This window comes from Glycomyces sambucus (genome assembly GCF_900102815.1).
In the GTDB taxonomy this organism is placed as follows: Bacteria; Actinomycetota; Actinomycetes; order Mycobacteriales; family Micromonosporaceae; genus Glycomyces; species Glycomyces sambucus.
Genome location: NZ_FNGF01000001.1, coordinates 770328 through 796235, shown reverse-complemented (window position 1 = coordinate 796235; position 25908 = coordinate 770328). Strand labels below are relative to the sequence as shown.

Genomic DNA, 25908 nt, shown 5'->3' with positions numbered 1-25908 from the left:
CTTATCCGACGGCCCGGCGTGCCGCCACCGTCCGGTGGCCCGCCCGTGCCATGATCGACCCATGCGCGGCTCCGACGATACGACCGAGCCCGGGTCCCGGCGGCTCGTCCACGTGGTGCGCCGGGGCCTGCCCGACAAGCGCCTGCGGTTCGCCGTCGTCGGCGTCCTCGCCCTGCTCCTGGTGGCGTTCACCGTGCTGTGGACCGTGCCGTGGTTCCAGGTGCGGCAGATCGAGGTCACGGGGACGACCGTGCTCGACCCGGCCGAGGTCCAGGCGCTCGGCCAAGGGGCCCTTGGGGATCCGCTGCTCGGCGCCGACCTCGACGCGCTGGCGTCCGCGGTCGCGGCGCTGGCGCCGGTGAAGTCGGTCGACGTCTCCCGCTCGTGGCCGGACGCGCTCCGCGTGGACGTCACGGAGCGAAAGCCGTATATGGCCGTTCCCACCGGAGAAGAGACTTTTCTCATGGTCGACTCCGAAGGTGTGGCATTCGACGAGTCCGATTCGCCTTCCGGTTCTGTGTGGATGGTCGAACTCGACGATCCGTCACCGGACGACCTCGCCACGGTGGAGACCCTCGCGGTGCTCCAGTCCCTCCCCGCGAAGCTCGCCGACGAGGTCGAACACGTCGAATCGCCGTCCCCCGCGGGGGTCACCCTGTTCCTCGACGATGGACGGACGGTCACGTGGGGCGACGGGTCCGAAGGCGAGCAGAAGGCCGAGGTGGTCGATCGATTGCTCGCGGTCGGGTACGAACATGTCGATGTCAGCGCACCAGATGCACCCACTGTGAGTTAGCGTTAAGGGGAGCGGGTGTTGCTTGCACCTCCCGTTCGTCGCACCCAGGGCCGCGAAGGGGAAGGAAGGCAGCCGCGATGACACCACCGCACAACTACCTCGCCGTCATCAAAGTCGTTGGAGTCGGAGGCGGCGGCGTCAATGCTGTCAACCGGATGATCGAGGCGGGCCTCAAGGGCGTCGAGTTCATCGCCATCAACACCGACGCCCAGGCGCTCCTCATGAGCGACGCCGACGTGAAGCTCGACGTCGGCCGGGAGCTGACGCGCGGCCTCGGCGCCGGCGCCAATCCCGAAGTGGGGGCGAAAGCCTGCGAAGACCACCGCGACGAGATCGAGGAGGTCCTCAAGGGAGCCGACATGGTCTTCGTGACCTGCGGCGAGGGCGGCGGCACCGGCACCGGCGGCGCCCCGGTCATCGCGAACATCGCCCGCAAGCTCGGCGCGCTCACGATCGGCGTGGTCACCCGGCCGTTCGCCTTCGAGGGCAAGCGCCGCCAGACCCAGGCCGTGTCGGGAATAGAGGATCTGCGGAACGAGTGCGACACGCTGATCGTCATCCCCAACGACCGCCTGCTCCACCTCGGCGACCGCTCCATCTCCATGATGGACGCCTTCCGCCTCGCCGACCAGGTGCTGCTCTCCGGTGTCCAGGGCATCACCGACCTCATCACCACGCCGGGACTCATCAACCTCGACTTCGCCGACGTCAAGAGCGTCATGAGCGGCGCGGGCTCGGCCCTCATGGGCATCGGCTCGGCGCGCGGTGAGAACCGCGCGGTCGAGGCGGCGCGCGCGGCGATCGAGTCGCCGCTGCTGGAGCAGAGCATGGAGGGCGCGCGCGGCGTGCTCCTGTCCATCGCGGGCGGTTCGGACCTCGGCCTGTTCGAGATCAACGACGCGGCCGAGCTCGTCTCCGACTGCGCGCACACCGACGCGAACATCATCTTCGGCGCCGTCATCGACGACGCCCTCGGCGAAGAGGCCCGGGTGACCGTCATCGCCGCCGGCTTCGACGTCGAGGACGAGACCGCCTTCGAACTGGCGCAGCCGACCCGGATCTCCGCCCTGCCCGAGCAGAAGCCGGAGCCGATCCGCGAGGCCAAGCCCGAGCCGGAGCGCGAGAGCGGCGGCGGCAAGGTCCTGTTCGACGACGTCGACGTCCCCTCGTTCCTGAAAGAGGGCTTCTAGCGGCGGCGCTCCGTCGGGTCCCGAGGACTCGGCGGACCGCCGCCCGCCCGCTCCACCTCCCCACGCCGAGGACCGCCTTGACTGCAGATGCGCGCCGAACCCGGTTGCGGGAGCGCCTGAACCGGACGCGCGAGTCCATCGCCGCCGCCTGCGCCGACGCGGGCCGCGACCCCGGATCGGTCCGGCTCGTCGTCGTCACCAAGACCTTCCCCGCCTCCGACGCGGCCGCGCTCTGCGGCCTCGGCCAGGCCGACCTGGGGGAGAACCGCGACCAGGAGGCCGCGCCGAAGGCCGCCGAACTCGCCTCACTGGGCCTGGACCCGGTGTGGCACTTCGTGGGACAGCTCCAGCGCAACAAGGCCCGCTCGGTCGCCGCGTACGCGCACTGGATCCACTCGGTCGACCGCGAACGCCTCGTGGACGCGCTCGATTCCGCGCTCACCCCGCACGGCCGCAACATGAACGCACTCGTTCAGGTGAGTCTCGACGGGGACACCTCGCGCGGCGGCGTCCCGGTCTCCGGGATCGCGCCGCTGGCCGAGCGGATCGCCGCGAGCGCGCACCTCGACCTCAAGGGCGTCATGGCCGTGGCGCCGCTCGGCTGGGAGCCCGCCAAAGCCTTTGCGCTGCTGAACGAGTGCTCAGCGGCGGTGCGGCGCGTCGAACCGGCCGCCGCCGAGGTCTCCGCCGGCATGAGCGGTGACTTCCGCGAGGCGGTCGCCGCTGGGACCACAATGGTCAGACTGGGCAGAAACGTCCTCGGCGAACGTGAGGCGATGGCGTAAGGTATACGGCAGTAAAGGGATCTATGCCGCGGCCGGTCATCGGCGAACCGCGGAAAAACACCTCCGTGTAAGGAGTCGGCGCTAGGATGAAGCCGCGTACCTGACTCAGCAGCAGGGGCGGCCCGAGGAGGGAGCAAGTTCGATGGGCGCGATGCGGAAGGCAGGCATCTGGCTCGGCCTCATCGAGGACGAGGAGGACCGCGGCTACAACGGTTTCGAGGAGAACGACGAGTTCGCCGAGGAGCCGGCGCCGACCCGTGTGCGCGGCGCGCAGCGGACGACCGGCCGGGTGGGCCGGACCGCCGAGGACCGTCGGACCGCCGACGACCGCCGCTCCGAGGAACGCAGCCCCGTCCGCCAGCTCAACCGCGGCTCCGGTTCGGTGACCCCCCTGACGCGCGACAACCTCGCCCTCGCCGAGCCGGCGATGGTCCGGCCGGTCCCGGCCGAGGAGGAGCCCCACGCGAACTACCGGATCACCACGCTCCACCCGACCACGTACAACGAGGCGCGCACCATCGGCGAGCGCTACCGCGACGGCACGCCCGTCATCATGAACCTGTCGGAGATGGAGGAGGCCGACGCGAAGCGCCTGGTCGACTTCGCGGCGGGGCTGATCTTCGGCACCCGGGGCTCCTTCGAGCGGGTCACCAACCGTGTGTTCCTGCTCTCCCCGCCCCACGTCCAGGTGACGGCGGAGGACAAGGCGAAGATCGCCGAGGGCGGGTTCTTCAGCCAGCCGTGACCGGGCGGATAGACTCCGTACCGTGAACCTGGCACTCCAGCTCGTCTACTTGGCGCTCTTCGCGTTCTACCTGTTCCTCCTGGCTCGCCTGGTGTGCAGCGTGGTGGTCCAGTTCTCCCGCCGCTGGGAGCCCGGCCCCCGGGCCGCGGCCCTGCTGGAGACGGTCTACAGCGTGACCGACCCTCCCCTGAAGGGGTTGAGGAAGGTGATACCCCCTCTCAGGCTTGGTACTGTATCGATTGATCTGGCGTTCCTGGCGCTGCTCCTGATCGTGTGGATCCTGATGGACTTCGTGATCGCGGGATTCATCTCCTGAGCAGCGCCGGGCAGGGTCGCACGGCACGGTTATCGTGTCGAGTGACCTTGCGCGCCAGGCGAACAGCTGAGAAGGAGTTTCGAATGCCGCTGACCCCAGCCGACGTTCACAACGTCACGTTCAAGAAACCCATGCTCGGAAAGCGCGGATACGACGAGGACGAGGTCGACGGCTTCCTCGACGAGGTCGAGCGCGAACTCGCTCGCCTCAGCGATGAGAACGGCGAACTTCGCGCGCAACTCGACTCCCTCCGCGCCGGTGCTCCCCCCGGAGCCGCCGACCACGCCGAGATGGCCGCCGCACTCGACCGGGTGCAGCGTGAGAAGCACAGCATGGAGCAGCAGCTCCAGGAGCTCGACGCCGAGCTGCACGAGATGCACCAGCAGATGGTGGCCGCGCAGCAGCAGGCGCAGCAGCTCCAGCAGGAACTGGCCCAGCGCGGCCCCCAGCAGGACGCGTCCGCGCCCGCCGGGGCCGGCGGCGAGCAGGAGGCCCTGCGCCTCCTCATGGTCGCCCAGCGCACCGCCGACGAGCACCTGGAGGACTCCCGCCGGGAGGCCGACACGCTCCTGAGCGAGGCGCAGCGCGAGGCCCAGTCGATGGTCTCCGAGGCGCAGCGCGAGTCGCAGACGATGGTCTCCCAGGCCCAGCGCGAGTCCAAGACCATGGTCACCGAGGCCCAGCGCGACGCCGAGACGATGGTCACCGAGGCCCGCACCCAGGCCGAGGACCTCGTGGGCCAGGCCCGCGACAAGGCCGAGCGCATGGAGATGGAGACCGAGGAGGAGCGCCAGAAGGTCATCGGCCAGCTGGAGGAGTCCCGCACCTCGCTGCTCCACAACATCGAGGAGCTCAAGACCTTCGAGCGCGAGTACCGCACCCGCCTCAAGCTCTACCTCGAGAGCCAGCTCCGCGACCTCAACGGCCAGCAGGGCCGCACGCAGGAGGAGGTCTTCGAGGAGGCCCAGCAGCGCGAGGCCGGCGGCGAGCGCACCGGCGCCCGGTCGGCGTTCGTGATGCAGGGCGGCCGCGGCTGACCCTCCCCGCCTCCCCGGGGACGCGTCGTGCCGAGGCAGGATCGCGCGAGCGACATTGGTACGCCTGCGGGCATAACCTGAACGGGGATCGCCTCGTTATCCATGGGTGAGCGGGTGAGGGCGCCGGTGCTCTGCGGAGCACCACCGGACGCCCTCACCACCGCCACCACCATGCGTTAACGATCCGCGGTCCCCTTCCAGGGGCCGCGTAGGACCGCGTGCGGGACCGCCACCCGCTCGCAGGGGAGGACTCGACGTGATCGTCAGCAGCCTGCTGATCCTCGTCATTGCGGCGGTCTTGCTGGTCATCGGCATGATCACCGGAAACGACCAGTTGCTGGTCTCGTCGATCTCGGCGAGCCTGGCCGCGGGGATCGCGCTCTACGCCGGCATCCGCGGGAGGGGCGCCAAGCGTCCGCGCATCGCCTCCCAGCGGACCGGCCGCACCGCCGCCGACGACGACACCCAGCAGTTCCGCCGGATCGGACTCGACGACACCCCCACCACCGAGCTGCCGCTCCTGGAGGGCAAGGTCTTCGAGTCCACGGACTACGCCGTCGACCGCGACCCGGAGCTGCGCTTCGAGGAGCCGCAGCGGCAGGGCGCCACGAGCCACCGGGCCCCCGAGTCCCTGGCCGACGAGCCCACCGAGCAGCGCATGTCCAGCGTCGAGGCCGCGGCCCTGATGCGCCTGGACACCGAGGTCGCCGTCGTCGACGGTCGGCCGCGGTTCCACCACACCGCGTGCGCGCACCTCACCGGCCGCGAGCACGAGCCGCTGCCGGTCGCCGAGGCCCTCGACCTGGGGTTCACGCCCTGCGGGATGTGCGAACCCGTCTCGCGACTGCTGATGGCGCCTGTCGGCGGCCGGTGAACGCTGACGCTCCGTCCGGGGGCAAGTTCCCGAAGTAATTGACCTAGTTGCAGGTCTTGCGTATCCTGTGTGCTTAATTGCGCGGCAGTACCCGCCTCGGCGGGGGCTGGCGCGCAATTGTCCTCGTTTCGACGAGGTCGTCAGGAGTACGCCAACTCGGGAGCCGCGATGCCGAACGCCCGACGCAGGGCTCAGCCGCGGCCCCGGCGTGCCCAGGCCCGACCGGAACCCGAGCCGACACACCCCTCCAGAGGCGCGTCATGAGTCCAGCAAAGAAGACCCAGCAGCAGGCCGCGAAGCAGGCGGCCGTGAAGAAAGCGCCCGTGAAGAAGGCCGCGGTCAAGAAAGCCGCAGTCAAAAAAGCCCCGGTCAAGAAGGCCGCGGTGAAGCAGACCGCCGAGGCCCCGGTGAAGAAGGCCGCCAAGAAGGCGGTCCGCAAGACCGCCAAGGCCGCCGAGCCCGCGCCGGCCGCCGCGCCCGCGGCCGAGGCCGAGGCCGACCACCAGCTCCGCACCGAGAGCGAGCAGGCCGAACTCCGGGCCGCCCTCAAGGAGCGGCTCGACGAGCTCGTCGCCGAGCAGCAGCGCTACCGCGACTCCATCGCCGTCGCCCAGCGCGAGCGCCTGAGCGACACCGCCGGGGACGACCAGATCGACTCCGGTTCCAAGACCGTCGAACACGAGCACGAAGTGGCCGTCGCGGGCGCCATCTCCGAGCGCATCCGCCAGGTCACCCACGCCCTCGAACGCATCGACGAGGGCGGATACGGCTTCTGTGAGAAGTGCGGCAAGCCCATCCCGGCGGCTCGTCTGGCCGCCTTCCCGTCGGCTACCCTCTGCGTCAGTTGCAAACAGCTGGAGGAGCGACGCTGAGCGAGGACACCCAGCCCGAGGCCGACGCCGGCCCCGGGCCCGACGACACCACCTCTGACAAGCCGCGGCGGCGGCCGGGCCTGACCCTGGCCGCCCTGCTCATAGCGGCCTTCGCCGTGGGCCTGGACCAGTGGACGAAGTACCTGGCCGAGGCCAACCTCGACCCCCACGAGCCCGTGCGGATCCTCGGCGGCCTCGTCTACCTGAGCCTGACGTGGAACTCCGGCGCCGCGTTCAGCCTCGGCACCGGCTACACCTGGATCTTCACCATCGTCGCCTCGGCGGTCGTGGTCTTCCTCGTGTTCCTCTCCCGCAGGATCGCCTACCCCATGTGGGCGGTCGCGATCGGCCTCGTCCTCGGCGGCGCGGCCGGGAACCTCGTCGACCGGTACTTCCGCGAGCCCGGGTTCGCCCACGGCCACGTCGTCGACTTCATCAGCGCCTTCAAGCCCTTCGGCGAGGCGTTCCCCATCTTCAACATCGCCGACTCGGCCCTGTGCTGCGGCGTGGTCCTCATCGTCCTGCTCGAACTCACCGGCCACGGCTTCTCGCCCGAGTCGCGCAGGCCGCAGCGCGAGAGCGAGGAGGCCGAGGCCGCATGAGCGACGTCGCCGCCCGCCAGACCCGCTCGCTGCCGGTCCCCGAGGGCTTCGAGGGCCAGCGGATCGACCAGGTGGTCTCCCGCCTCCTCGGGCTCTCGCGCACCGTCGCGGCCGAGCTCGTCGCCGCCGGGGACGTCACGCTCGACGGCGAGCCCTGCGCCACCAAGTCCGTGCGCGTCTCCGCCGGGTCCTGGCTCGAGGTCGTCCTCCCGCCGCCGCCCGAGGACGTGCGCGCCCGCACCGAGGAGCCCGTCGCGGGCCTCGACGTCGTCCACGACGACGACGACATCGTCGTGGTCGCCAAGCCCGTCGGCGTCGCCGCCCACCCGAGCCCGGGCTGGACCGGCCCGACCGTCACCGGCGGCCTCGCCGCCGCCGGGTACCGGATCTCCAGTCACGGCCCCGACGAGCGCCAGGGCATCGTCCACCGCCTCGACGTCGGCACCTCCGGCCTCATGGTCGTCGCCAAGAGCGAGCGGGCCTACTCCGAACTCAAGCGCGCCTTCAAGGAACGCAGAGTGTCGAAGCGGTACCGGGCCGTCGCGCAAGGCCACCCCGACCCGCTGTCGGGCACGGTCGACGCCCCCATCGGGCGCCACCCGCGCCACGACTACAAGTGGGCCGTGGTCGCCGACGGCAAGCCCAGCGTCACCCACTACGACACCATCGAGGTCTTCCCCGGCGCGTCCCTCATGGACCTCGGCCTGGAGACCGGCCGGACCCACCAGATCCGCGTCCACTTCTCCGCGCTCGGCCACCCGCTCGCCGGCGACCTCACCTACGGCGCCGACCCCGTGCTCGCCGAGCGACTGGGCCTGACCAGGCAGTGGCTGCACGCCTACCACCTCGAGTTCGTCCACCCCGGCACCGGCCGGACGGTCACCTTCACGAGTGATTACCCCGACGACCTCGCGACCGCGCTGGCGCGGTTGCGAGCGGACCAATAGGAAGCCACTAGACTGGTCCCAGGTGCTCGCCGCACCGTCGCAGCGGGCATGACGCACGCCTCACCCCCCGGGCCCGAACGGCCCGCGATTCGCAACGGGCCTTGAGGATTCGTTGTGTTCTAATAGTCGCGGGTGGTAATGGTGTCCGGTGGGTACGGCGAGGGAACGCGAGCGGCAGCGCTCGCGGACCGACCACCGCATCGGTCGAGAGGAGGTCGCACGTGAACACGCCCGACGCATGGAGCAACGACCGCAACAACGACGGCTCGCGCTGGCAGAAGCTCCTCGGACGCGGCCGCGGTCGCGCCGGAGGCGCCCAGCAGACCCCCACGCCGCCGCCCCGCGAGTCCTACCCGCCGTCGCCCCCCGTGGGGCCCCCGCCGGGACAGGCCCACTACTCGGTCCCGACCGCGGGCCGCCGCCCGCCGGTCGCGACGCAGACCCCGCCCAGCGCCGCGCAGCTGACCCGGCCGATGCCCCAGCAGGGCCTGCCGCCCCAGCCGCGGCAGCCGCAGCGCCAGGTCGAGCCCAGCCCGGTCGCGCTCCAGCGCCTGCGCCGCGACCTCGGCCGCAGCCGCGTCATCGCGTTCATCAACCCCAAGGGCGGCGTCCACAAGACCACCGCGACGGTGCTCTCGGCCGCCGCCATGGGCACGGCCCGCCAGGGCGGCGTCATCGCCTGGGACGACAACGAGCTCCGCGGCACCCTCGGCCTGCGCGCCGGGTCCGCCCGGCACGGGCGCACCATCCGCCACCTCGTGGAGCACCTCGACCAGGTCGAGGCCGCCGGCGTCCACCTGCCCGAGCACCTCGACGAGTTCCTGCGCCACTCCTCCGACGGCTCGTTCGACGTGCTCGCCGGCGACGAGGACCCCAAGCTCCAGCGCCGCCTCGACCCGACCACGGTCCTGCGCGTGCTCGACATCCTCACCCGCACGCACAACATCGTCTGCATCGACACCGGCAACAACGTCGAGTCCCCGAACTGGCGGACCGTCGTCTCCTCGGTCGACCGGCTCGTGGTCACCACGGTGCCCCGCGAGGACGCCGCGTTCTCCGCGGACTGGATGCTCGACCACCTCGAAGAGGGCGGCTACGGCAACCTCGTCAAGAACGCCGTGACGCTCCTGTCGATGCCCACGCCGAACCCCGGCCCGCTCCTGCACGACCTCCAGCGGCACTTCTCGCAGCGCACCCGCGCCTGCGCGGTCGTCCCGTACGACCCGTCGCTGGAGCCGGGCGCGAAGATCGAGTTCTCCGCGCTGCGCCCCGAGACCCGCGCCGCCTGGTTCGAGGCCGCCGCGACGATCGTGGACGGTCTGTAGCCGCCGCCTCCACCGCACATGCCGCCGGGCCCCGAGCCCGCTGTGGCAGGATTCCAGGCGTGACCGACGAAGCGACCCCGGAACCCGACCTCCGCACCGATCCGCACGCCGATCCTCACGTGTACGGCGGCCGCGGCGTCCGCGCGCGCTCGCAGCGGACCGTCGGCCGCGACCTGCTCGCCGCCGGCGTGCTCGCGGTGATCCTCACCGCGCTCGGGTTCCCGTACGCGATGCTGTGGCAGATCGTCACGCCCCGCGTCGAGTTCGTCGTCGTGGACGGCGGCTGGGTCTCCGTCGACACCTACCCCGAGGGCTACATCGAAGGCGACCTCATGTTCGCCGGGATCGGCCTGGCCCTGGGCATCGTCGCCGCCGTCGTCGCGTGGGCCGCGATGCGCGAGCGCCGCGGCCCGATCCTCCTCCTCGGCCTCGTCATCGGCTCGGTCGCGTGCCAGGTCGTGGCCTGGAAGATCGGCGCGAACGAGTGGCAGGACTTCTGGGACGCCGTCGAGCGCGCCCCGATCGGCGTGCACATGTGGCGCCCGCCGTCGGTCCTGTTCGTCGAACTCGACCCCGGCGCCGCCTGGCAGGCCCTGAAGGTCGGCGAACTCACAACGGCGCTCGGCTCGCTCCAACTCGGCGCGCTCGCCGTCACCGCCCTCGCCGCGACCTTCACTTACACCGTCTGCGCCGGTTGGTCACGTCGGCCCGGCCTTCGAACGGACGCTCCCGAATAGCGGTATGGCCTTTGACCTGGAATTGCGGGTGACTACGCTTGGGGCGTGCTCAGACGCATCGACCTTTCAGGAGAAATCGCCGGCTACCCGGTCCGCGCCCTGCGCGGGCTGATGCCGCGCCCCGAGCTCGACGTCAACGCGGCGCTGGCGCAGATCCAGCCGCTGATGGACGACATCGCGCATCGGGGGAAGGCCGCGGTCGTCGAGGCCGTCGAGCGCTTCGACGGCGTGCGCCTGGAGCACCTGCGCGTCCCCGAGTCCGCGATCAAGGCCGCCGTCGAGGGCCTCGCCCCTGAACTGCGCCGCGCGTACCTCACCTCGATCGAGCGGGTCCGCGCCGCGCACGAGGCCCAGCGCCTCCCCGACGTCGTCTCCGAGGTCGCCCCGGGCGGCACGGTCACCGAGCGGTACCTGCCGGTCGGCCGCGTCGGCCTCTACGCGCCCGGCGGCCTCGCCGTGCTCGCCTCCTCGGTCATCATGAACGCCGTCCCGGCACAGATCGCCGGCGTCGAGTCCATCGCCCTGTCGACCCCGGCCCAGAAGACCAACGGCGGCCTGCCCGACCAGGGCATCCTCGCCGTCGCCGGGCTCCTGGGCGTCGACGAGGTCTACGCCGTCGGCGGCCCCGCGGCCGTCGCCATGTTCACGTACGGGGCGGTGGCCGAAGACGGGACAGTCGAGTGCGAGCCGGTCGACATGATCACCGGGCCCGGGAACGTCTACGTCACCGCCGCCAAGCGCGCCGTGCGCGGCCTCGTCGGCACCGACGCCGAGGCCGGGACCACCGAGATCGCGATCATCGCCGACGCGGGGGCCGACCCGGTCCACGTCGCGGTCGACCTCATCAGCCAGGCCGAGCACGACCCGGCCGCCGCCTCGGTGCTCATCACCGACTCCGCGGCCCTCGCCGACGCCGTCGACGCCGAACTCGAGCGCCGCGCGCCGCAGGCCCGCCACGCCGACCGCGTGCTCACCGCGCTCAAGGGCGAGCAGTCGGGCACGATCCTCGTCGCCGACGTGGACGAGGCCGTCGCGGTCGCCGACGCCTACGCCGCCGAGCACCTGGAGGTCCAGACCGCGAACGCCCGCGAGGTGGCCCTGCGCGTGCGCAACGCCGGGGCGATCTTCGTCGGCGCGTACTCGCCGGTGTCCCTCGGCGACTACTGCGCCGGCTCGAACCACGTGCTGCCCACCGGCGGGTGCGCCCGCCACTCGGCCGGGCTCTCGGTCCACACGTTCCTGCGCGCGGTCCACGTCATCGACTACTCCCGCGAGGCCCTCGAAGCCGTCGCCGCCGACGTGGTGGTGTTCGCCGAGTCCGAGGACCTGCCCTCGCACGGCGAAGCGGTGTCCGCGAGGTTCGCGCCGTGAGCGAGATCGAGAACCTGCTCCGCGAGGACCTGCGCGGGCAGACGCCCTACGGCGCGCCCCAGCTCGACGTCCCGGTCCAATTGAACACCAACGAGAACGCGTTCGCCATCCCCGAGGACGTGGCGGCCGTGCTCGCCGAGTTCATCGGCCGGGAGCTGCGCGGCCTCAACCGCTACCCCGACCGCGACGCGGTCGCCCTGCGCCGGGACCTCGCCGCCTACCTCGGGCACGGCCTCACCGCCGACCACGTGTGGGCCGCCAACGGCTCCAACGAGATCCTCCAGCAGCTCCTCCAGGCGTTCGGCGGCCCCGGGCGCACCGTCCTCGGCTTCATGCCGTCGTACTCGATGCACCCGCTGCTCGCCCGCGGCACCGGCACGGCCTTCACCGACGCCGGACGCGAGGACGGCTACACGCTCAGCCCCGCGTACGTGCGCGACGCGATCACCGCCCACGACCCGGACCTGGTCTTCCTGGTGTCCCCGAACAACCCGACCGGGACCGCGCTCGACGCCGAGGTCGTCGAGGCCGCCTACGAGGCCGCGCGCGGCATCGTCGTCATCGACGAGGCGTACGCCGAGTTCGCCCGCGACCCCGCCTCCACGGCCCTGGGCCGCCTGGCGGGCCGCAAGCGCCTCGTCGTCACCCGGACGCTCTCGAAGGCGTTCGCGTTCGCCGGGGCCCGTGTCGGCTACCTCGCCGCCGACCCCGAACTGGTCGAGAAGCTGCTGCTGGTGCGCCTGCCCTACCACCTGTCGAGCCTCACGCAGGCCGCCGCCCGCGGCGCCCTCGCGTGCGCCCCGCAGCTCCAGGCCGAGGTCGACGAGCTCAAGCACCAGCGCGACCGCATCGTCAAGAACCTGCGCGCCAAGGGACTCCCCGTCGCCGACTCCGACGCGAACTTCGTCCTCGTCGGCGGCCTCGCGGACGCCGCGGCCGTGTGGCGGGCCGTCCTCGACCGGGGCGTCCTCATCCGCGACGTGGGCCTGCCCGGGCGCCTGCGCATCACCGCCGGGACCGAGGAGGAGACCACCGCGCTCCTCGACGCCTTCGACGCCGCCATGACCGACAGCCCCCAGCACTTCGCGACGCCCGCGGAGCCCAACGAGGAGAGCAAGTAAGTGAGCCGCACCGCGCACATCGTCCGCACCACCGGTGAGACCAGCGTCGACGTGTACGTCGACCTCGACGGCACCGACCGGGCCGTCGAGATCGCCACCGGCGTCGGCTTCTACGACCACATGCTCCACCAGCTCGGCAAGCACGGCGGGTTCGACCTCAAGATCGCCGTCAAGGGCGACCTCCACATCGACGCCCACCACACCATGGAGGACACCGCGATCGCGCTCGGCCAGGCGTTCGCCGAGGCCCTGGGCGACAAGGCCGGCGTGGTCCGCTTCGCCGACGCCTCCGTGCCGCTCGACGAGGTGCTCGCGCGCGCCGTGGTCGACCTCTCGGGCCGCCCGTACATGGTCCACGAGGAGCCGATGGACATCGCGCCGATGATCGGCACCGACTACCCCACCTCGATGACCCGCCACATCCTGGAGTCCTTCGCGTACCACGCGCGGATCTGCCTGCACGTCACCGTGCTCCGGTCCGCGAACCCCGGCCAGAAGCCCGACGCGCACCACGTCATCGAGGCCCAGTTCAAGGCCCTCGCGCGGGCCCTGAAGTCCGCCACCCGCATCGACGGCACCGACATCCCCTCCACCAAGGGGGTCCTGTGAACTGGGCCGGACCGATCCTGCTCATGGCCCTCGCCGGAATCCTCCTCGGCGGCGCGGTGAGCCTGCGCCGCAACGGCAGGCTCCCCGCGGCGGTCGTCACCGGGCTCCTCGCCGTCGCCGCCTTCGGCGGCGGCCTCTATCTCGTCTACGGGTAAGGGGGACAAGGTGACCAAGCCGACGGTGGCCCTGTTCGACTACGGCTCGGGGAACCTCCGGTCCGCGTTCCGCGCCCTGGAGCGCGCCGGCGCCGACACCACCCTGACCAGCGACCTCGACGCGGCCCGCCGCGCCGACGGCCTCGTGGTGCCCGGCGTGGGCGCCTACGCCGCCTGCATGGAGGGCGTCCTCAAGAGCGGCGTCGACGCCGTCATCCGCGAGCGCGTCGCGGCCGCCGCTCCCGTGCTCGGCATCTGCGTGGGCGAGCAGATCCTCTTCGAGGAGGGCATCGAGCACGGGGTCCGCACCCGCGGTGTGGGCGTCCTCGAAGGCCGAGTCGACCTCGTTGCGGCCGACCGCATCCCGCACATGGGCTGGAACACCGTCCGCGCCGACGAGGGCATGCGGCTCTTCGCGGGCATCGGGCCCGAGGAGCGGTTCTACTTCGTGCACTCCTACGCCGCCAAGGCCGTCCCGCCGGGCGCGAAGGCCGCGCTCACCGTGCACGGCGAGCCGTTCGTGGCCGCCGTCGAACGCGGCGCGCTGTCGGCCACCCAGTTCCACCCCGAGAAGTCCGGCGACGCCGGGTACGCACTGCTGTCCAACTGGATCAAGGATCTCTGACATGACCGAACTTCAGCTCCTGCCCGCCGTCGACGTCACCGGCGGCAAGGCCGTCCAGCTCGTCCAGGGCGTGGCCGGCTCGGGCAAGCAGTACGGCGACCCGCTGGAGGCGGCCCTCGAATGGCAGCGCCAGGGCGCCGAGTGGCTGCACCTGGTGGACCTCGACGCGGCGTTCGGGCGCGGCTCGAACCACGAGCTGCTGGCGAAGGTCGCGGGCCAGGTCGACATGCAGGTGGAGCTCTCGGGCGGCATCCGCGACGACGAGACCCTCACGCGCGCACTGGCAGCGGGGGTCCGGCGGGTGAACATCGGCACCGCGGCCCTGGAGGACCCGGAGTGGTGCGACCGGATCTGCGGCGAGTACGGCGACCGGGTCGCGATCGGCCTGGACGTCAAGGGCGGGCACCTGGCCGCGCGCGGCTGGACCCGCGAGGGCGGGGAGCTGTTCGCGACCCTGGAGCGCCTGGAGCGCGCCGGGTGCGCCCGGTACGTGGTGACCGACGTGAACAGCGACGGGATGCTCTCGGGCCCGAACCTCGACCTGCTGCGCAGCGTCTGCGAGGCCACCGACAAGCCGGTGATCGCCTCCGGCGGGGTGTCCTCGCTGGAGGACCTGCGGGCGCTGGCGGGCCTGACCGGGATCGGCGTCGAGGGCGCGATCGTGGGAACCGCGCTGTACGAGCGTAACTTCACCGTCGCTGAGGCGTTGAACCTGCTGAAGGGTATGTAGCTCAAGGGGAGGCGCGCATGGCACTGGTCGAACGGGTTCCGGAGACCGGGCCGTGGGCGCAGCTCTACGGGTATTCGCGCGCCGTGGCCGTGGGGCCGCTCGTGGTCACGAGCGCGTGCACCGCCGACGTCGAGGCGCGGCCGCACCTGCGGGAGGACCCCGCCGGGCAGGCCCGCGAGGCGTTCCGGACCGCGCTCGACGCGATGGTCCGCGCCGGTGCGGGCGTGTCGGACGTGGTGCGCTCCCGCCTCTATGTGACCGACCCGGCCCACGCCGACCCGGTGGGCCGGGTCCACGGCGAGTTCTTCGGCGTGGTCCTGCCGACCGCCACCGTCGTCATCGTTACCGGCCTCTTCCATCCGGGCCAGCTCGTGGCCGTGGAGCTGGAGGCGTTCCGCGCCTGGCGCGACATCGACTGAACGGCGCCGGAACGGCGATGCGGGATCGGCCGGGCGGCGCAGTCGCCCCGGCGCAGCGGCACAGCCGGCCCCGCCTCAACGGTGTCGGCGCTCGCCTGAACCGCGCTTCCGGCACTGATCCGGGTTCGCTGTCGGACCCCGCGGGCATCCTTGGAACCGGGGGGTTCCCCGATGCCCGAAATGTGCAGACACTCCCGTTCGATGCGCGATGATTCGGGGTGTTATGCCGTCTGGCGGCTTAACGACCGTTCAGTAGACTTGGACCCGAGCCGGACCATGGCTCACCGAGTCTCGCCAAAAGTGAGGTGTCACCGTGGACGCTCAAGAGATCGACGAAGGCCGCGAGCGCTGGGCCAAGCGCTACGCCTCCGCCGCCAAACGCGACGCCGACTTCACGACCCTGTCGGGTCTCGAAGTCGAGCCCGTCTACGGTCCACCCGAGGGCACCGGCGACCCGCGCATGGCCGGCATCGGCTGGCCCGGCGAGTTCCCCTACACCCGCGGGCTCTACCCGACCGGCTACCGCGGCCGGCAGTGGACGATCCGCCAGTTCTCCGGCTTCGGCAACGCCGAGCAGACCAACGCCCGCTACAAGATGCTCCTGGGCGCCGGGGGCGGCGGCCTCTCGGTCGCGTTCGACATGCCGACGCTCATGGGCCGCGACTCCGACGAGCCCGCGTCCCTCGGCGAGGTCGGCCACTGCGGCGTCGCCATCGACTCGACCGCCGACATGGACCGCCTCTTCGACGGCATCGACCTCGGCGGCGTCACCACCTCGATGACCATCTCCGGGCCCGCGGTCCCGATCTTCTGCATGTACCTGGCCGCCGCCGAGCGGCAGGGCGTCGACCTCTCCACCCTCGACGGCACGCTCCAGACCGACATCCACAAGGAGTACATCGCGCAGAAGGAGTGGCTGTTCCCGCCCGAGCCGCACCTGCGCCTCATCGGCGACCTCATGGCCTACTGCGCCGAGCACATCCCGCGCTACAAGCCCCTGTCGGTCTCCGGCTACCACATCCGCGAGGCCGGCTCCACTGCCGCGCAGGAGCTCGCGTTCACCCTCGCCGACGGATTCTCCTACGTGGAGCTCGGGCGCTCGCGCGGCCTCGACGTGGACGTGTTCGCGCCGGGCCTGTCGTTCTTCTTCGACGCCCACATCGACTTCTTCGAGGAGATCGCGAAGTTCCGCGCCGCCCGCCGCATCTGGGCCAAGTGGCTGCGCGACGTCTACGGCGCCCAGACCGAGCGCGCCCAGTGGCTCCGGTTCCACACCCAGACCGCCGGGGTCTCCCTGACCGCGCAGCAGCCGTACAACAACGTGGTGCGCACCGCCGTCGAAGCCCTCGCGGCCGTCATGGGCGGCACGAACTCCCTGCACACCAACGCCCTCGACGAGACGCTGGCGCTCCCGACCGACCAGGCCGCCGAGATCGCCCTGCGCACCCAGGCGGTCCTGCGCGACGAGACCGGCGTGACCAACGTCGCCGACCCGCTCGGCGGCTCCTGGTACGTCGAAGCGCTCACCGACCGGATCGAGGCCGAGGCCGAGGCCCTGTTCCTCCAGATCCTCGCCCTCGGCGGCACCCCCGCCGACGCCGGCGCCGACCCGGCCGCACTCGCCCGCGACGCCATGGCGAACGACGCCGACCGCCACGAGATCGGCCCGGTCACCTCCGGGATCCTCCGCGGCATCGAGGACGGCTGGTTCAACGCCCAGATCGCCGAGTCCGCGTTCACCTACCAGCGCCAGCTCGAAGACGGCACCAAGCACATCGTGGGTGTCACCGAACTCACCAGCACCGTCACCGCCGACCTGGAGATCCTGCGCGTCTCCGGCGACGTCGAGCACGGCCAGAACGCGCTCCTCGCCGAGCGCCGCTCGGGCCGCGACAACGCCGCCGTCGAACGCGCGCTGGCCGACATCGTCACGGCCGCACAGGGAACCGCGAACCTCATCGAGCCGATCCTCGCCGCCGCCCGCGCCGAGGCCACCCTCGGGGAGATCTGCGGGGCCCTGCGCGACGAGTGGGGCGAATACCGCGAGAATGCCGCCATTTGACCTGATAAACGGGAAATTCACACGTTCGGGATTGCCTTGACGCCCGCAACGTGCCTACGATGGGGGCGTCAAGTACCTATATGGGGCAACATGCTTCAAACCGATGTCCACAGGGGCAGGAGGGCGATCGCATGGGAGACAAGAAGACCGAACGCAAACGACAGGGTTCCGACGAGTACGGGCACCTGGCGCCGCTGTTCAGGGAGATGGCCTCGCTCGACGAGGCCGACCCCCGCCGGGCCGAGGTCCGGGAACAGTTGGTGACCGGGCACCTCCCGCTCGCCGAGCACATCGCGCAGCGATTCTCCGGCAAGGGGATCGCCAAGGACGACCTCGTGCAGGTCGCCTCCGTGGGCCTGATCCACGCGGTCGACCGGTTCGATCCCGACCACGGGACCGACTTCCTCTCGTACGCGGTCCCGACCGTCATGGGCGAGGTCCGCCGCCACTTCCGCGACACGAGCTGGCCGATGCGGGTGCCCCGGCGCCTCCAGGAGCTGCGGATCTCGCTGAACCGGGCGGGCGCGGAGCTCTCCCAGCGCCTCGGCCGGCCGCCGACCGACGCCGAGACGGCCGCCCACCTCGACATCACCGAGGCCGAGGTCCTGGAAGGGAACGAGGCGCGGCAGGCGTACCGGGCCGTCTCGCTCGACGAGGCGCCGTTCGCCGACGACGACCGCACCACGCTCGCCGACGCCGTGGGCGAGGAGGACACGGCCCTGGGCCTGGTGGACGACCACGAGTCCCTGGTGCCGCTCATCCAGGAGCTCCCCGAACGGGAGCAGAGGATCCTCGCCCTGCGCTACTTCGGCGACATGACGCAGACGCAGATCGCCGACGAGGTCGGCATCTCGCAGATGCACGTGTCGCGGCTCCTCCACCGCACGCTCGACGAGCTGCGCGAGGGCCTCGACCGGCCCCCCGAACCCGGGCCCTGACACGCCGAAGGGCGGCGGACCCTCCCGGACCCGCCGCCCCGGCCCCACTTCACGCGGGCGGCCTCACACGTCGCGGTTCCCGAGCGCGTCCCGGATGTGGTCCACGAGCCCGACCCCGGGCCCGATCACGAGGTTCGCCGGGGTCGAGTCCGGCGCGTGCGGATGCGGGCGCGTCGGCGCGTACGACTTCGCGGCCCGCACCTTGAAGCCCAGGTCCTGGAGCTCCTCGGCGTCGCAGGCCGCGGCGAGGCGCGGGAGCAGCCCGGCCTCCTCCTCGGCGCTGTGCGACCGCACTCCGGCGATGAGCCGCTCCAGGAGCGGCTCGAAGTCGAAGTCCGCGGGGCCGAGCGCGTCGAGGGCCTTCATGACCTCCTCGGCCTCGGCGTAGGCCGCCAACTCGCGCTCGACGACGGCCTCGCCGTCGTCGAAGCGGCGGCGGATCACCGGGTGCACGAACTGCTCCTGGACCACCGAGTGGCGGACCAGTTCGGCGATGACGTGGTCGACGAGCGCCTTGCGGCCCACGGGCTCGTCGGCGCTGGCCTCCAACTGCTGGAACGCGGACTCGAACGCGCGGTGGTCGGCCTCGATCACGCGGATCAGGTCGGTGTCCTCCTGGACGGTGTCCTGCTCCTCGGTGTCCTGCTCCGGCTGCGGGGAATCTGACTGGGGCATCGCTGCCTCCTTCGGGGTGTGGCGGGGCGTTGCTGGGTCGCTCGGGGGATTCGGTTCGGGAGGTGCCGGGCGCCGAAGGGCCGCCGCTCGCGCGGCGGCCGCTCCGGTGCTCCGGGTCAGGACCGGATGGACTCCACGAGGCCGCCGGTGACGGCCTCGGGCATCCGGTGCGAGACGTCGGCGAGCGCGATGATGCCCACCAGGCGGCCCTCGTCGATGACGGGGATGCGGTGGACCTGGTGCTCCTTCATCTTCGCGATGGTGACCTCCACGTCCTCGTTCGCGTCGGCGAGGACGAGGTGGCCCTGGGGCAGCCGGTCGACGGTGTACGCCTCGGCGTCCTCCCCGGCGGCCATGACGTTGATGACCAGGTCGCGGTCGGTGACCATGCCCTTGATCTTCTCGTCCTCCGCGCCGCAGATCGGCAGCGCGCCGACATTCAGCTGCACCATGAGGCGCGCCGCGTTGGCCGCGGAGTCGTCGCTCTTGACGCAGGTGCACCCGTTGTGCATGAGTTCGCGTGCGGTCGCCATGTGGCCCATCTCCTTCATCGGATCCACCCGAGTAGTGAACGTCCCTCGATCTTCTCCGGTTACCCGGCCGCCCGGGCCGTAAGCGCCGAATCAGGCCAGGAGCCGCTGCGCCGCGTGCACGATGGCCGCCGCGTCGATCCCCGCGGCCGCGAGCTGCTCGGCGGGCCCGGCCGAGCCGGGCATGCCGTGCACCGCGAGCTTCGTGAACCGCACGTTCGGGACCTTACCGGCGATCGCGTCGAGGACGGCGTCCCCGAGGCCGCCCACGGGCCGGTGGTCCTCGACGGTGAGCACCCGGCCGGTCTCGGCCGCGGCCCTCCGGATCGCCGCCGCGTCCAGCGGTTTCACCGAGTACGCGTCGATGACGCGCACGGCGACGCCGTCCTGCACCAGCTGCTCGGCCGCGAGCAGGCTCTCCGCGACGGTGATCCCGGCGGCCACGATCGTGATCCGGTCGTGCCGCGACCCCAGGAGCGTCTTCGAGCCGCCCACGGGGAACAGCTCGTCCTCCCGGTAGATCACCGGCGTGTCGGCGCGGGTGGTCCGCAGGTAGCTGATGCCCGGCAGGTCCGCCATCGTGGCCGTCAGGTGCGCGGCCTGGTTCGCGTCGCTCGGGTACAGCACGACGCTGCGCCACAGCGCCCGCATCATCGCGAGGTCCTCCAGGCCCATCTGGCTGGGGCCGTCGCGGCCGATCGACACGCCCGCATGGGAGCCGACGATCCGCAGGTCGGCGCCGCCGATCGCGGCCATGCGCAGGAAGTCGTGGGCGCGGGTGAGGAACGCCGCGAACGTCGCCGCGTACGGGATCCACCCCTGCGTCTGGAGGCCCGTCGCGGCGGCGACCATCTGCTGCTCGGCGATGTAGCACTCGACGAACCGGTTCGGGAACGCCTCGGCGAAGCCCGCGGTCCGGGTCGAGTCGCCCACCTCGGCGTCGAGGACGATCACGTCCGGTTCGGCCTCGCCGACCGCTTCGAGGCCCTTGCCGAACCCGTCGCGCGTGGCCGCGGCGATCCCGACCGGGAACGACGGCAGCACCAGCGGCATCGTCTGGCCGCGCTGGCGCGGCTCGGTGGACCTGGGCGGGCTCACGCGCACCGTGTTCGAGCGGACCCCGCCGAGCTCGACCACGGCCTTCTCCGGTTCGGGGAGCGGCCTGCCGTGCAGGCCCTCCTTGTCCTCGGCCGCCGCGACCCCCTTGCCCTTGCGGGTCTTCGCGAGGATCGCCGTCGGTCGGCCCTGCTCGGCCTCGGCCTCGGCGAGCGCCCGGTCGATCTCGGCCGGGTCGTGCCCGTCGATCTCGACGGTGTGCCAGCCGAAGCAGCCGATCCGCTTCGCGTACGCCGCCGTGTCCCATTCGTGCCTGGTCGGGCCGGTCTGCCCGAGGCGGTTGACGTCCACGATCGCGCACAGGTTCCCCAGGCCCAGATCGGAAGCCGCCGCGAACGCCTCCCACATCGAGCCCTCCGCGAGCTCACCGTCCCCGCACAGGACCCACACCCGCGCCGGCGAGCCGCCCAGCCTGGCGCCCAGCGCCATTCCGACCCCGACCGGCAGGCCCTGCCCGAGCGACCCGGTCGCGACGTCGACCCACGGCAGGCGCGGCGTCGGGTGCCCCTCCAGGTCCGAGCCCAGCCGCCGGTACGACATCAGGTGCTCCTCGTCGATCGCCCCGACCGCGAGGAGCATCGCGTACAGCAGCGGCGAGGCGTGGCCCTTGGAGAACACCAGCCGGTCGTTCCCGGCCCGGTGCGGATGCTCGAAGTCGTAGTGCAGATGCCCCGCCAGGAGGCCCGCCATCAGGTCGGCGGCCGACATGGACGAGGTCGGGTGTCCCGAACCCGCCCGCGCCGAGGCCCGCACCGCGTCCACCCGCAGCTGCTGGCCGAGCTCCACCAGGCCGGAGATCCGTTCGTCCATGACGCCCATCGCGTTCACTCCGTTCCCTGCTCAGACGAAACGGCTACCCGTCCGACACGGTGCGAAACCGCCCGAGGTTTCCCCGCCGCGGGGCCGGGAACCCGGAAGGCATCGGACCGGCCGACGACCGCGTGGAGGTGAGACGGCCATGCCGAAGGAGTGGACGAAGAAGGACGAGCGCAAGTACCGGCACATCCGGGACGGCGCCGAGGACCGCGGCGAGAGCGACGAGCGCGCCGAGGAGATCGCCGCCCGCACGGTGAACAAGCAGCGGGCGCGCGAGGGCAGGACCAAGACGGCCAGCCGCACGTCCACCGAGGACATGTCGTCCTCCAGGCGCGGCGGGCAGCGCTCGCACTCCGGCCCCAAGGGCCGCACGAAGGCGCAGCTCTACGAAGAGGCCCGCCGCAAGAACGTCGAAGGCCGGTCCAAGATGAACAAGGCCGAGCTCCTGCGCGCCGTCGAGCGCCGCAAGTGAGCCCGGGGGAGAGGTGAGACATGCAGGTTCGACACGAACCCGAGGCCGCGGCGATCCGCCGGGTGGAGCAGGACGGCGACTGGACGCGGCGCGACCGCCGCGACCGCGACGACCGCTCCGTCGGGCACCTCGTCGGCGACCTGACCACCGAGGTGGCGCACCTGGCGCGCGTCGAGGCCCAGCTCGCCGCCCGAGAGGTGACCGAGAAGGCCAAGCGCGGCGCCAAGGGCGGGGGCATGTTCGCCGCCGCGGGCGTGTTCGCCCTCTACGGCGGCGCGGCCTTCGCACTGGCGGCGGGCATCGCGCTCGCCCTGGTGTGGCCGGCGTGGCTGGCGGCGCTCGCCGTCGGCGTCGTCCTGTTCGCGATCGCGGGCATCGCGGCCCTGTCGGGCCGCTCGATGATCAAGCGCGCGATGCCGCCGGTCCCCGACGAGACCATGGAACGCGCCCGGGAGGACGCCCGGGCCCTGCGAGGAGGGATGGACCGATGACCTCGATGAACACGCAATCCGCGATGCCCCCCGGGACCGGCCTGGCGCCGCCCCCGGCCACCGGCATGCCCTACGACCCCGACGTCGACGTGGTGCGCCGCGACGAGGCCGCCGAGCTGGAGCACCGGCACGAGTGGGCCGAGCACGACGCGGGCGCCGACGAACCGGAGCACACCGCCACCACCGACGAGCTCAAGCGCGAGGCCGCGCAGGCCCGCGAGCACATCAACGACGCCGTCCTGGAACTGCGCGACCGCCTCGGGCTCAGCCCCGACGCCGCGACGGCCCACGGGCCGTTCGCGCCGGTGCGGCGCCACCCGTACACGGTGGTCGTCGCCGCGGCCGGCGCCGCGGCCACCGCGGTCGTGACCGTCGCGATCACGCGCGGCCACCGCAGGGCCGAGAAGCGCACCGCCCGCGACAACGCGAGGATCGCCGCGTCGAGCGCCGGGACGGCGCTCAAGCACGGCGGCGAGGCCCTGCGGCTCGCCGCGGGCGACGCCCTCAAGGGGACCAGCCGCGGCCGCAAGTCCGCGCGCAAGCAGCTCGACCGCGCCGCGGCCGCCGTCGGCACCGCCGCGGAACGGCTGCGCCCCCACACCAAGCGCCGCTCCAAGTTCCGCCGCCTCCTGCACCGTTAAACCCGGCGGACGCGCACCGTGCCCCCGGCGGCCATGGCCGCCGGGGGCACGGGCGTGCTGGGAGCCACCTCGGTCAGGTTTGGATCGGGCTGGATCTGATCGGCCCGGACCGGCCCGGATCGGATGCGGTGCGCTGCCGGGCGCTGCCGGGCGCTCCCGGCCGGGAGCGGTTCGCGGCTGCTGCTGGGAATGTGAACGGAGGGTCTGTGCAAAACGGACATCGATGGGCCCCCGGACTCAACCCTGCGCCTCGGGTCCGACAGTCGGGGGTCTGACGGAGCCTTCGGGGGAGCGGGACGTCGGTCACAGTGCGTCACCGCGGGGGTGCCGGGCGGGGCCGGCGGGGCCGCCGAACAGGGCGGCGTGTCCGCTTTCCGCGGCGGAACGCCTGACCGCCACTGGTACCGAACGTGCGAATGCGTTAGGTTGTTGGGGGTCCACCTGTGTGCAAGCGTCATCTGTCGTGCGCGCAGCCGGATCACTGCGCTTCACGGCGGGGGACTCCCCGCATGTGAACGGTCACTTCCGTTGAACGAGCATCCCCCAAGGAGGCCGCACATGACTGGCAGCGACAACGGTGCCGTTGCTATCGGGATCGACTTCGGCACGCTCTCCGGCCGCGCCGTCGTCGCGTCCGTAGCCGACGGCCGCGAACTCGCCAGCGCCGAGCACGTCTACGCCCACGGCGCCATCGAGGAGTCCCTCCCCGGCTCCGGCGTCCGCCTGCCGCGGAGCTGGGCGCTCCAGTCCCCGCAGGACTGGGTCGACGTCCTCAAGCACGCCGTCCCGGCCGCGCTGGCCGCCGCCGGCGTCAGCGCCGACCAGGTGATCGGCGTCGCGACCGACTTCACCGCGTGCACGATCCTCCCCACCACCGCCGATGGCACGCCGCTGTGCGAGCTCGACGAGTACCGCGAGCGCCCGCACGCGTGGCCGAAGCTGTGGAAGCACCACGCCGCCCAGGGCCAGGCCGACCGCATCAACGCGGTCGCCGCCGAGCGCGGCGAGTCGTGGCTCCCCCGCTACGGCGGCAAGATCTCCTCGGAGTGGGCCTACGCCAAGGGCCTCCAGCTCCTGGAGGAGGACCCCGAGCTGTACGCCCGCGCGGACCGCTGGATCGAGGCCGCCGACTGGATCATCTGGCAGCTCTGTGGCCGGGAGACCCGCAACTCCTGCACCGCCGGGTACAAGGGCATCGTCCAGGACGGGCAGCGCCCCTCCCGCGAGTACCTCGCGGCCCTGAACCCGGAGTTCGCCGACTTCAACGCCAAGATGGAGCACCCGCTCTCGGCGCTCGGCGACAAGGCCGGCGGGCTCACCGCGCAGGCCGCTGCGTGGACGGGCCTGAACGAGGGCACCGTGATCGCGGTCGGCAACGTCGACGCGCACGTCACCGCCGCCTCGGCGAAGGCCGTCGGGCCCGGCCGGATGGTGGCGATCATGGGCACCAGCACCTGCCACGTCGTCAACGGCGAGGAGCTGAAGGAGGCCCAGGGGATGTGCGGCGTGGTCCGCGACGGCATCACCAAGGGCCTGTGGGGCTACGAGGCCGGCCAGTCGGGCGTCGGCGACATCTTCGCGTGGTTCACCAAGAACGGCGTCCCGGCCGCCTACACCGAGGAGGCCGCGAAGCGCGGGATCTCCATCCACGAGTACCTCACCGACCTCGCCGCCGAGCAGCCCGTGGGCGCGCACGGCCTGGTCGCGCTCGACTGGCACTCGGGGAACCGCTCGGTCCTGGTCGACCACGCCCTGCACGGCGCGGTCCTGGGCCTGGGGCTCCAGACCAGGCCCGAGGAGATCTACCGCGCGCTGGTCGAGGCGACCGCGTTCGGCACCCGCATGATCGTGGAGACGCTGGTCAAGGCCGGGGTCCCGATCGAGGAGTTCGTGGCCGCGGGCGGGCTGCTGAAGAACCGGTGGCTCATGCAGACCTACGCCGACGTGCTGCGCATGCCGATCACGGTCCTCACCTCCGAGCAGGGCCCGGCCCTGGGTTCGGCGATCCACGCGGCCGTGGCCGCGGGCGCCTACCCGGACATCCACGCCGCCTCGGAGGCCATGGGCAAGGTCGAGCGGAACGCGTACGTGCCCGACCAGGCGCGCGCCGACGCGTACGACCGGCTGTACGCCGTCTACGAGGAGCTGCACGACCACTTCGGCCGTGGCGGCTCCCGCGCGCTGCACACGCTCAACGAGATCGCCACGGAGGCCGCGAAGTGACCTACACGTCCACGCCCGAGGTCCAGGAGATGAAGGCCCGCGTCTGCGCGCTCCACGCCGAGCTGCTGCGCTGGGGCCTGGTGACCTGGACCAGCGGGAACGTCTCGGGCCGCGTCCCGGGCACCGACCTCATCGTCATCAAGCCGAGCGGGGTCTCCTACGACGACCTGACGCCCGAGCTCATGGTCGTGACCGACCTCGACGGGAAGGTTCTCGAAGGCGACCTCGCGCCGTCCTCGGACGCCGAGAGCCACAACGAGGTCTACCGGCGCATGCCCGAGACCGGCGGGGTCGTCCACACGCACAGCCCGTACGCGACCGCGTGGGCCGCGCGCGCCGAGCCGATCCCGTGCGTGCTCACGGCGATGGCCGACGAGTTCGGCGGGGAGATCCCGCTGGGCCCGTTCGCGCTCATCGGCTCCGACGCGATCGGCAAGGGGATCGTGGAGACGCTCCGCGGCCACCGCTCCCCGGCGGTCATCATGCAGAACCACGGCGTCTTCACCATCGGCAAGGACCCGAAGTCGGCCGTGAAGGCGGCCGTGATGACCGAGGACGTGGCGCGCACGGTCCACATCTCGCGCCAGCTCGGCGAGCCCGTGCCGATCCCGCAGGCCGACATCGACCGGCTCTACGACCGCTACCAGAACGTCTACGGCCAGCAGCCGGCCCCGAAGGAGCAGTAGGA

The 25908-nt window shown here is 72.0% G+C and carries 28 protein-coding genes and 1 pseudogene; 26 read left to right on the top strand and 3 right to left on the bottom strand.

Going from position 1 to position 25908, the window contains the following annotated elements:
- The first annotated feature begins 61 nt into the window (after positions 1–61).
- From BLS99_RS03730 to BLS99_RS03635, 21 genes and pseudogenes are all read left to right on the top strand, one after another.
- A complete protein-coding gene (locus tag BLS99_RS03730; protein ID WP_091043685.1) occupies positions 62–796 on the top strand; it encodes a cell division protein FtsQ/DivIB in 735 nt (244 codons plus the stop codon).
- 77 nt (positions 797–873) lie between these two features.
- Positions 874–1816 (top strand): annotated as a pseudogene (ftsZ, locus tag BLS99_RS03725) (cell division protein FtsZ); the annotation flags it as partial.
- 247 nt (positions 1817–2063) lie between these two features.
- Positions 2064–2771, top strand: a complete 708-nt coding sequence (locus BLS99_RS03720; RefSeq protein WP_091043677.1) for a YggS family pyridoxal phosphate-dependent enzyme — start codon at positions 2064–2066, stop codon at positions 2769–2771.
- 142 nt (positions 2772–2913) lie between these two features.
- Complete coding sequence (locus tag BLS99_RS27280; RefSeq protein ID WP_091043673.1) at positions 2914–3516, top strand: cell division protein SepF; 603 nt, start codon at positions 2914–2916, stop codon at positions 3514–3516.
- Positions 3517–3538: 22 nt separating this feature from the next.
- Positions 3539–3832: a YggT family protein gene (locus BLS99_RS03710; RefSeq protein ID WP_091043670.1), complete on the top strand. Its 294-nt coding sequence runs from the start codon at positions 3539–3541 to the stop codon at positions 3830–3832.
- An 83-nt stretch (positions 3833–3915) separates the two neighbouring features.
- Entirely contained in the window at positions 3916–4869 is a 954-nt protein-coding gene (locus BLS99_RS03705; RefSeq protein WP_091043666.1) for a DivIVA domain-containing protein, read from the top strand.
- A 256-nt stretch (positions 4870–5125) separates the two neighbouring features.
- On the top strand, positions 5126–5743 hold the full coding sequence (locus BLS99_RS03700; protein WP_091043663.1) for a hypothetical protein: 618 nt from the start codon (positions 5126–5128) through the stop codon (positions 5741–5743).
- A 407-nt stretch (positions 5744–6150) separates the two neighbouring features.
- Positions 6151–6615, top strand: a complete 465-nt coding sequence (locus tag BLS99_RS27575; protein ID WP_091044853.1) for a TraR/DksA family transcriptional regulator — start codon at positions 6151–6153, stop codon at positions 6613–6615.
- Complete coding sequence (lspA, locus tag BLS99_RS03690) at positions 6588–7217, top strand: signal peptidase II (protein WP_218126214.1); 630 nt, start codon at positions 6588–6590, stop codon at positions 7215–7217. The genes BLS99_RS27575 and lspA overlap by 28 nt, the downstream gene beginning before the upstream one ends.
- Complete coding sequence (locus BLS99_RS03685; RefSeq protein WP_091043661.1) at positions 7214–8164, top strand: RluA family pseudouridine synthase; 951 nt, start codon at positions 7214–7216, stop codon at positions 8162–8164. Before lspA ends, BLS99_RS03685 begins: the two co-directional genes overlap by 4 nt.
- Positions 8165–8385: 221 nt before the next feature.
- The gene (locus BLS99_RS03680) at positions 8386–9489 is read left to right on the top strand and encodes a MinD/ParA family ATP-binding protein (RefSeq protein ID WP_091043658.1); all 1104 of its coding nucleotides are present in this window, start codon (positions 8386–8388) and stop codon (positions 9487–9489) included.
- A 59-nt stretch (positions 9490–9548) separates the two neighbouring features.
- Positions 9549–10226: a DUF2567 domain-containing protein gene (locus tag BLS99_RS03675; protein ID WP_091043656.1), complete on the top strand. Its 678-nt coding sequence runs from the start codon at positions 9549–9551 to the stop codon at positions 10224–10226.
- 45 nt (positions 10227–10271) lie between these two features.
- Positions 10272–11597, top strand: a complete 1326-nt coding sequence (gene hisD / locus BLS99_RS03670) for a histidinol dehydrogenase (RefSeq protein WP_245712138.1) — start codon at positions 10272–10274, stop codon at positions 11595–11597.
- Entirely contained in the window at positions 11594–12718 is a 1125-nt protein-coding gene (locus BLS99_RS03665) for a histidinol-phosphate transaminase (protein WP_091043653.1), read from the top strand. The genes hisD and BLS99_RS03665 overlap by 4 nt, the downstream gene beginning before the upstream one ends.
- Positions 12719–13327 (top strand): imidazoleglycerol-phosphate dehydratase HisB, encoded by a 609-nt coding sequence (gene hisB, locus BLS99_RS03660; protein ID WP_091043650.1) that lies wholly within the window; start codon positions 12719–12721, stop codon positions 13325–13327. It abuts the gene before it with no gap.
- Complete coding sequence (locus tag BLS99_RS26015; protein WP_176953135.1) at positions 13324–13482, top strand: hypothetical protein; 159 nt, start codon at positions 13324–13326, stop codon at positions 13480–13482. The genes hisB and BLS99_RS26015 overlap by 4 nt, the downstream gene beginning before the upstream one ends.
- 10 nt (positions 13483–13492) lie before the next feature.
- Positions 13493–14107: an imidazole glycerol phosphate synthase subunit HisH gene (gene hisH / locus BLS99_RS03655; protein WP_218126212.1), complete on the top strand. Its 615-nt coding sequence runs from the start codon at positions 13493–13495 to the stop codon at positions 14105–14107.
- A 1-nt stretch (position 14108) separates the two neighbouring features.
- A complete protein-coding gene (gene priA, locus BLS99_RS03650) occupies positions 14109–14837 on the top strand; it encodes a bifunctional 1-(5-phosphoribosyl)-5-((5-phosphoribosylamino)methylideneamino)imidazole-4-carboxamide isomerase/phosphoribosylanthranilate isomerase PriA (protein ID WP_091043643.1) in 729 nt (242 codons plus the stop codon).
- Between the two features lie 17 nt (positions 14838–14854).
- Positions 14855–15256, top strand: coding sequence for a Rid family hydrolase (locus BLS99_RS03645; RefSeq protein WP_091043638.1), 402 nt, complete (start codon positions 14855–14857; stop codon positions 15254–15256).
- Positions 15257–15569: 313 nt separating this feature from the next.
- Positions 15570–17318, top strand: coding sequence for a coenzyme B12-dependent isobutyryl-CoA mutase large subunit (icmA, locus tag BLS99_RS03640; RefSeq protein WP_091043633.1), 1749 nt, complete (start codon positions 15570–15572; stop codon positions 17316–17318).
- Positions 17319–17449: 131 nt separating this feature from the next.
- Positions 17450–18256 (top strand): RNA polymerase sigma factor SigF, encoded by an 807-nt coding sequence (locus BLS99_RS03635; protein ID WP_218126208.1) that lies wholly within the window; start codon positions 17450–17452, stop codon positions 18254–18256.
- 63 nt (positions 18257–18319) lie between these two features.
- Here BLS99_RS03635 and BLS99_RS03630 read toward each other — a convergent pair whose 3' ends face one another.
- From BLS99_RS03630 to BLS99_RS03620, 3 genes are all read right to left on the bottom strand, one after another.
- Positions 18320–18931 carry a hemerythrin domain-containing protein gene (locus BLS99_RS03630; RefSeq protein WP_091043627.1) on the bottom strand — a complete coding sequence of 204 codons (612 nt, stop codon included), beginning with the start codon at positions 18929–18931 and terminating at the stop codon, positions 18320–18322.
- 116 nt (positions 18932–19047) lie between these two features.
- The gene (locus tag BLS99_RS03625) at positions 19048–19464 is read right to left on the bottom strand and encodes a CBS domain-containing protein (RefSeq protein WP_091044850.1); all 417 of its coding nucleotides are present in this window, start codon (positions 19462–19464) and stop codon (positions 19048–19050) included.
- Between the two features lie 90 nt (positions 19465–19554).
- A complete protein-coding gene (locus BLS99_RS03620; protein ID WP_218126207.1) occupies positions 19555–21396 on the bottom strand; it encodes a transketolase in 1842 nt (613 codons plus the stop codon).
- Between the two features lie 139 nt (positions 21397–21535).
- Between BLS99_RS03620 and BLS99_RS03615 the strand changes: the two genes are divergently transcribed.
- The 5 genes from BLS99_RS03615 (at position 21536) to BLS99_RS03595 (ending at position 25906) form a co-directional block, all read left to right on the top strand.
- Positions 21536–21865, top strand: a complete 330-nt coding sequence (locus BLS99_RS03615; RefSeq protein WP_091043625.1) for a plasmid stabilization protein — start codon at positions 21536–21538, stop codon at positions 21863–21865.
- Between the two features lie 20 nt (positions 21866–21885).
- Complete coding sequence (locus BLS99_RS03610; protein ID WP_176953190.1) at positions 21886–22356, top strand: phage holin family protein; 471 nt, start codon at positions 21886–21888, stop codon at positions 22354–22356.
- 5 nt (positions 22357–22361) lie between these two features.
- Positions 22362–22997, top strand: coding sequence for a hypothetical protein (locus BLS99_RS03605; protein WP_143034674.1), 636 nt, complete (start codon positions 22362–22364; stop codon positions 22995–22997).
- Between the two features lie 558 nt (positions 22998–23555).
- Positions 23556–25220: a ribulokinase gene (gene araB, locus BLS99_RS03600; RefSeq protein ID WP_091043618.1), complete on the top strand. Its 1665-nt coding sequence runs from the start codon at positions 23556–23558 to the stop codon at positions 25218–25220.
- The gene (locus BLS99_RS03595) at positions 25217–25906 is read left to right on the top strand and encodes an L-ribulose-5-phosphate 4-epimerase (protein ID WP_245712137.1); all 690 of its coding nucleotides are present in this window, start codon (positions 25217–25219) and stop codon (positions 25904–25906) included. The genes araB and BLS99_RS03595 overlap by 4 nt, the downstream gene beginning before the upstream one ends.
- Positions 25907–25908: the final 2 nt, after the last annotated feature.

Excerpts from the sequence above, each read along its gene's own strand:
- BLS99_RS03685 (WP_091043661.1), top strand. The coding sequence starts at position 7,214 with ATGAGCGACGTCGCCGCCCGCCAGACCCGCTCGCTGCCGGTCCCCGAG.
- BLS99_RS03730 (WP_091043685.1), top strand. The coding sequence starts at position 62 with ATGCGCGGCTCCGACGATACGACCGAGCCCGGGTCCCGGCGGCTCGTC.
- BLS99_RS03705 (WP_091043666.1), top strand. The coding sequence starts at position 3,916 with ATGCCGCTGACCCCAGCCGACGTTCACAACGTCACGTTCAAGAAACCC.
- BLS99_RS03625 (WP_091044850.1), bottom strand. The coding sequence starts at position 19,464 with ATGGCGACCGCACGCGAACTCATGCACAACGGGTGCACCTGCGTCAAG.
- priA (WP_091043643.1), top strand. The coding sequence starts at position 14,109 with ATGACCGAACTTCAGCTCCTGCCCGCCGTCGACGTCACCGGCGGCAAG.
- BLS99_RS27280 (WP_091043673.1), top strand. The coding sequence starts at position 2,914 with ATGGGCGCGATGCGGAAGGCAGGCATCTGGCTCGGCCTCATCGAGGAC.
- BLS99_RS03610 (WP_176953190.1), top strand. The coding sequence starts at position 21,886 with ATGCAGGTTCGACACGAACCCGAGGCCGCGGCGATCCGCCGGGTGGAG.
- BLS99_RS03635 (WP_218126208.1), top strand. The coding sequence starts at position 17,450 with ATGGGAGACAAGAAGACCGAACGCAAACGACAGGGTTCCGACGAGTAC.
- BLS99_RS03620 (WP_218126207.1), bottom strand. The coding sequence starts at position 21,396 with ATGGGCGTCATGGACGAACGGATCTCCGGCCTGGTGGAGCTCGGCCAG.
- BLS99_RS03645 (WP_091043638.1), top strand. The coding sequence starts at position 14,855 with ATGGCACTGGTCGAACGGGTTCCGGAGACCGGGCCGTGGGCGCAGCTC.
- BLS99_RS03630 (WP_091043627.1), bottom strand. The coding sequence starts at position 18,931 with ATGCCCCAGTCAGATTCCCCGCAGCCGGAGCAGGACACCGAGGAGCAG.
- araB (WP_091043618.1), top strand. The coding sequence starts at position 23,556 with ATGACTGGCAGCGACAACGGTGCCGTTGCTATCGGGATCGACTTCGGC.
- BLS99_RS03605 (WP_143034674.1), top strand. The coding sequence starts at position 22,362 with ATGAACACGCAATCCGCGATGCCCCCCGGGACCGGCCTGGCGCCGCCC.
- BLS99_RS03615 (WP_091043625.1), top strand. The coding sequence starts at position 21,536 with ATGCCGAAGGAGTGGACGAAGAAGGACGAGCGCAAGTACCGGCACATC.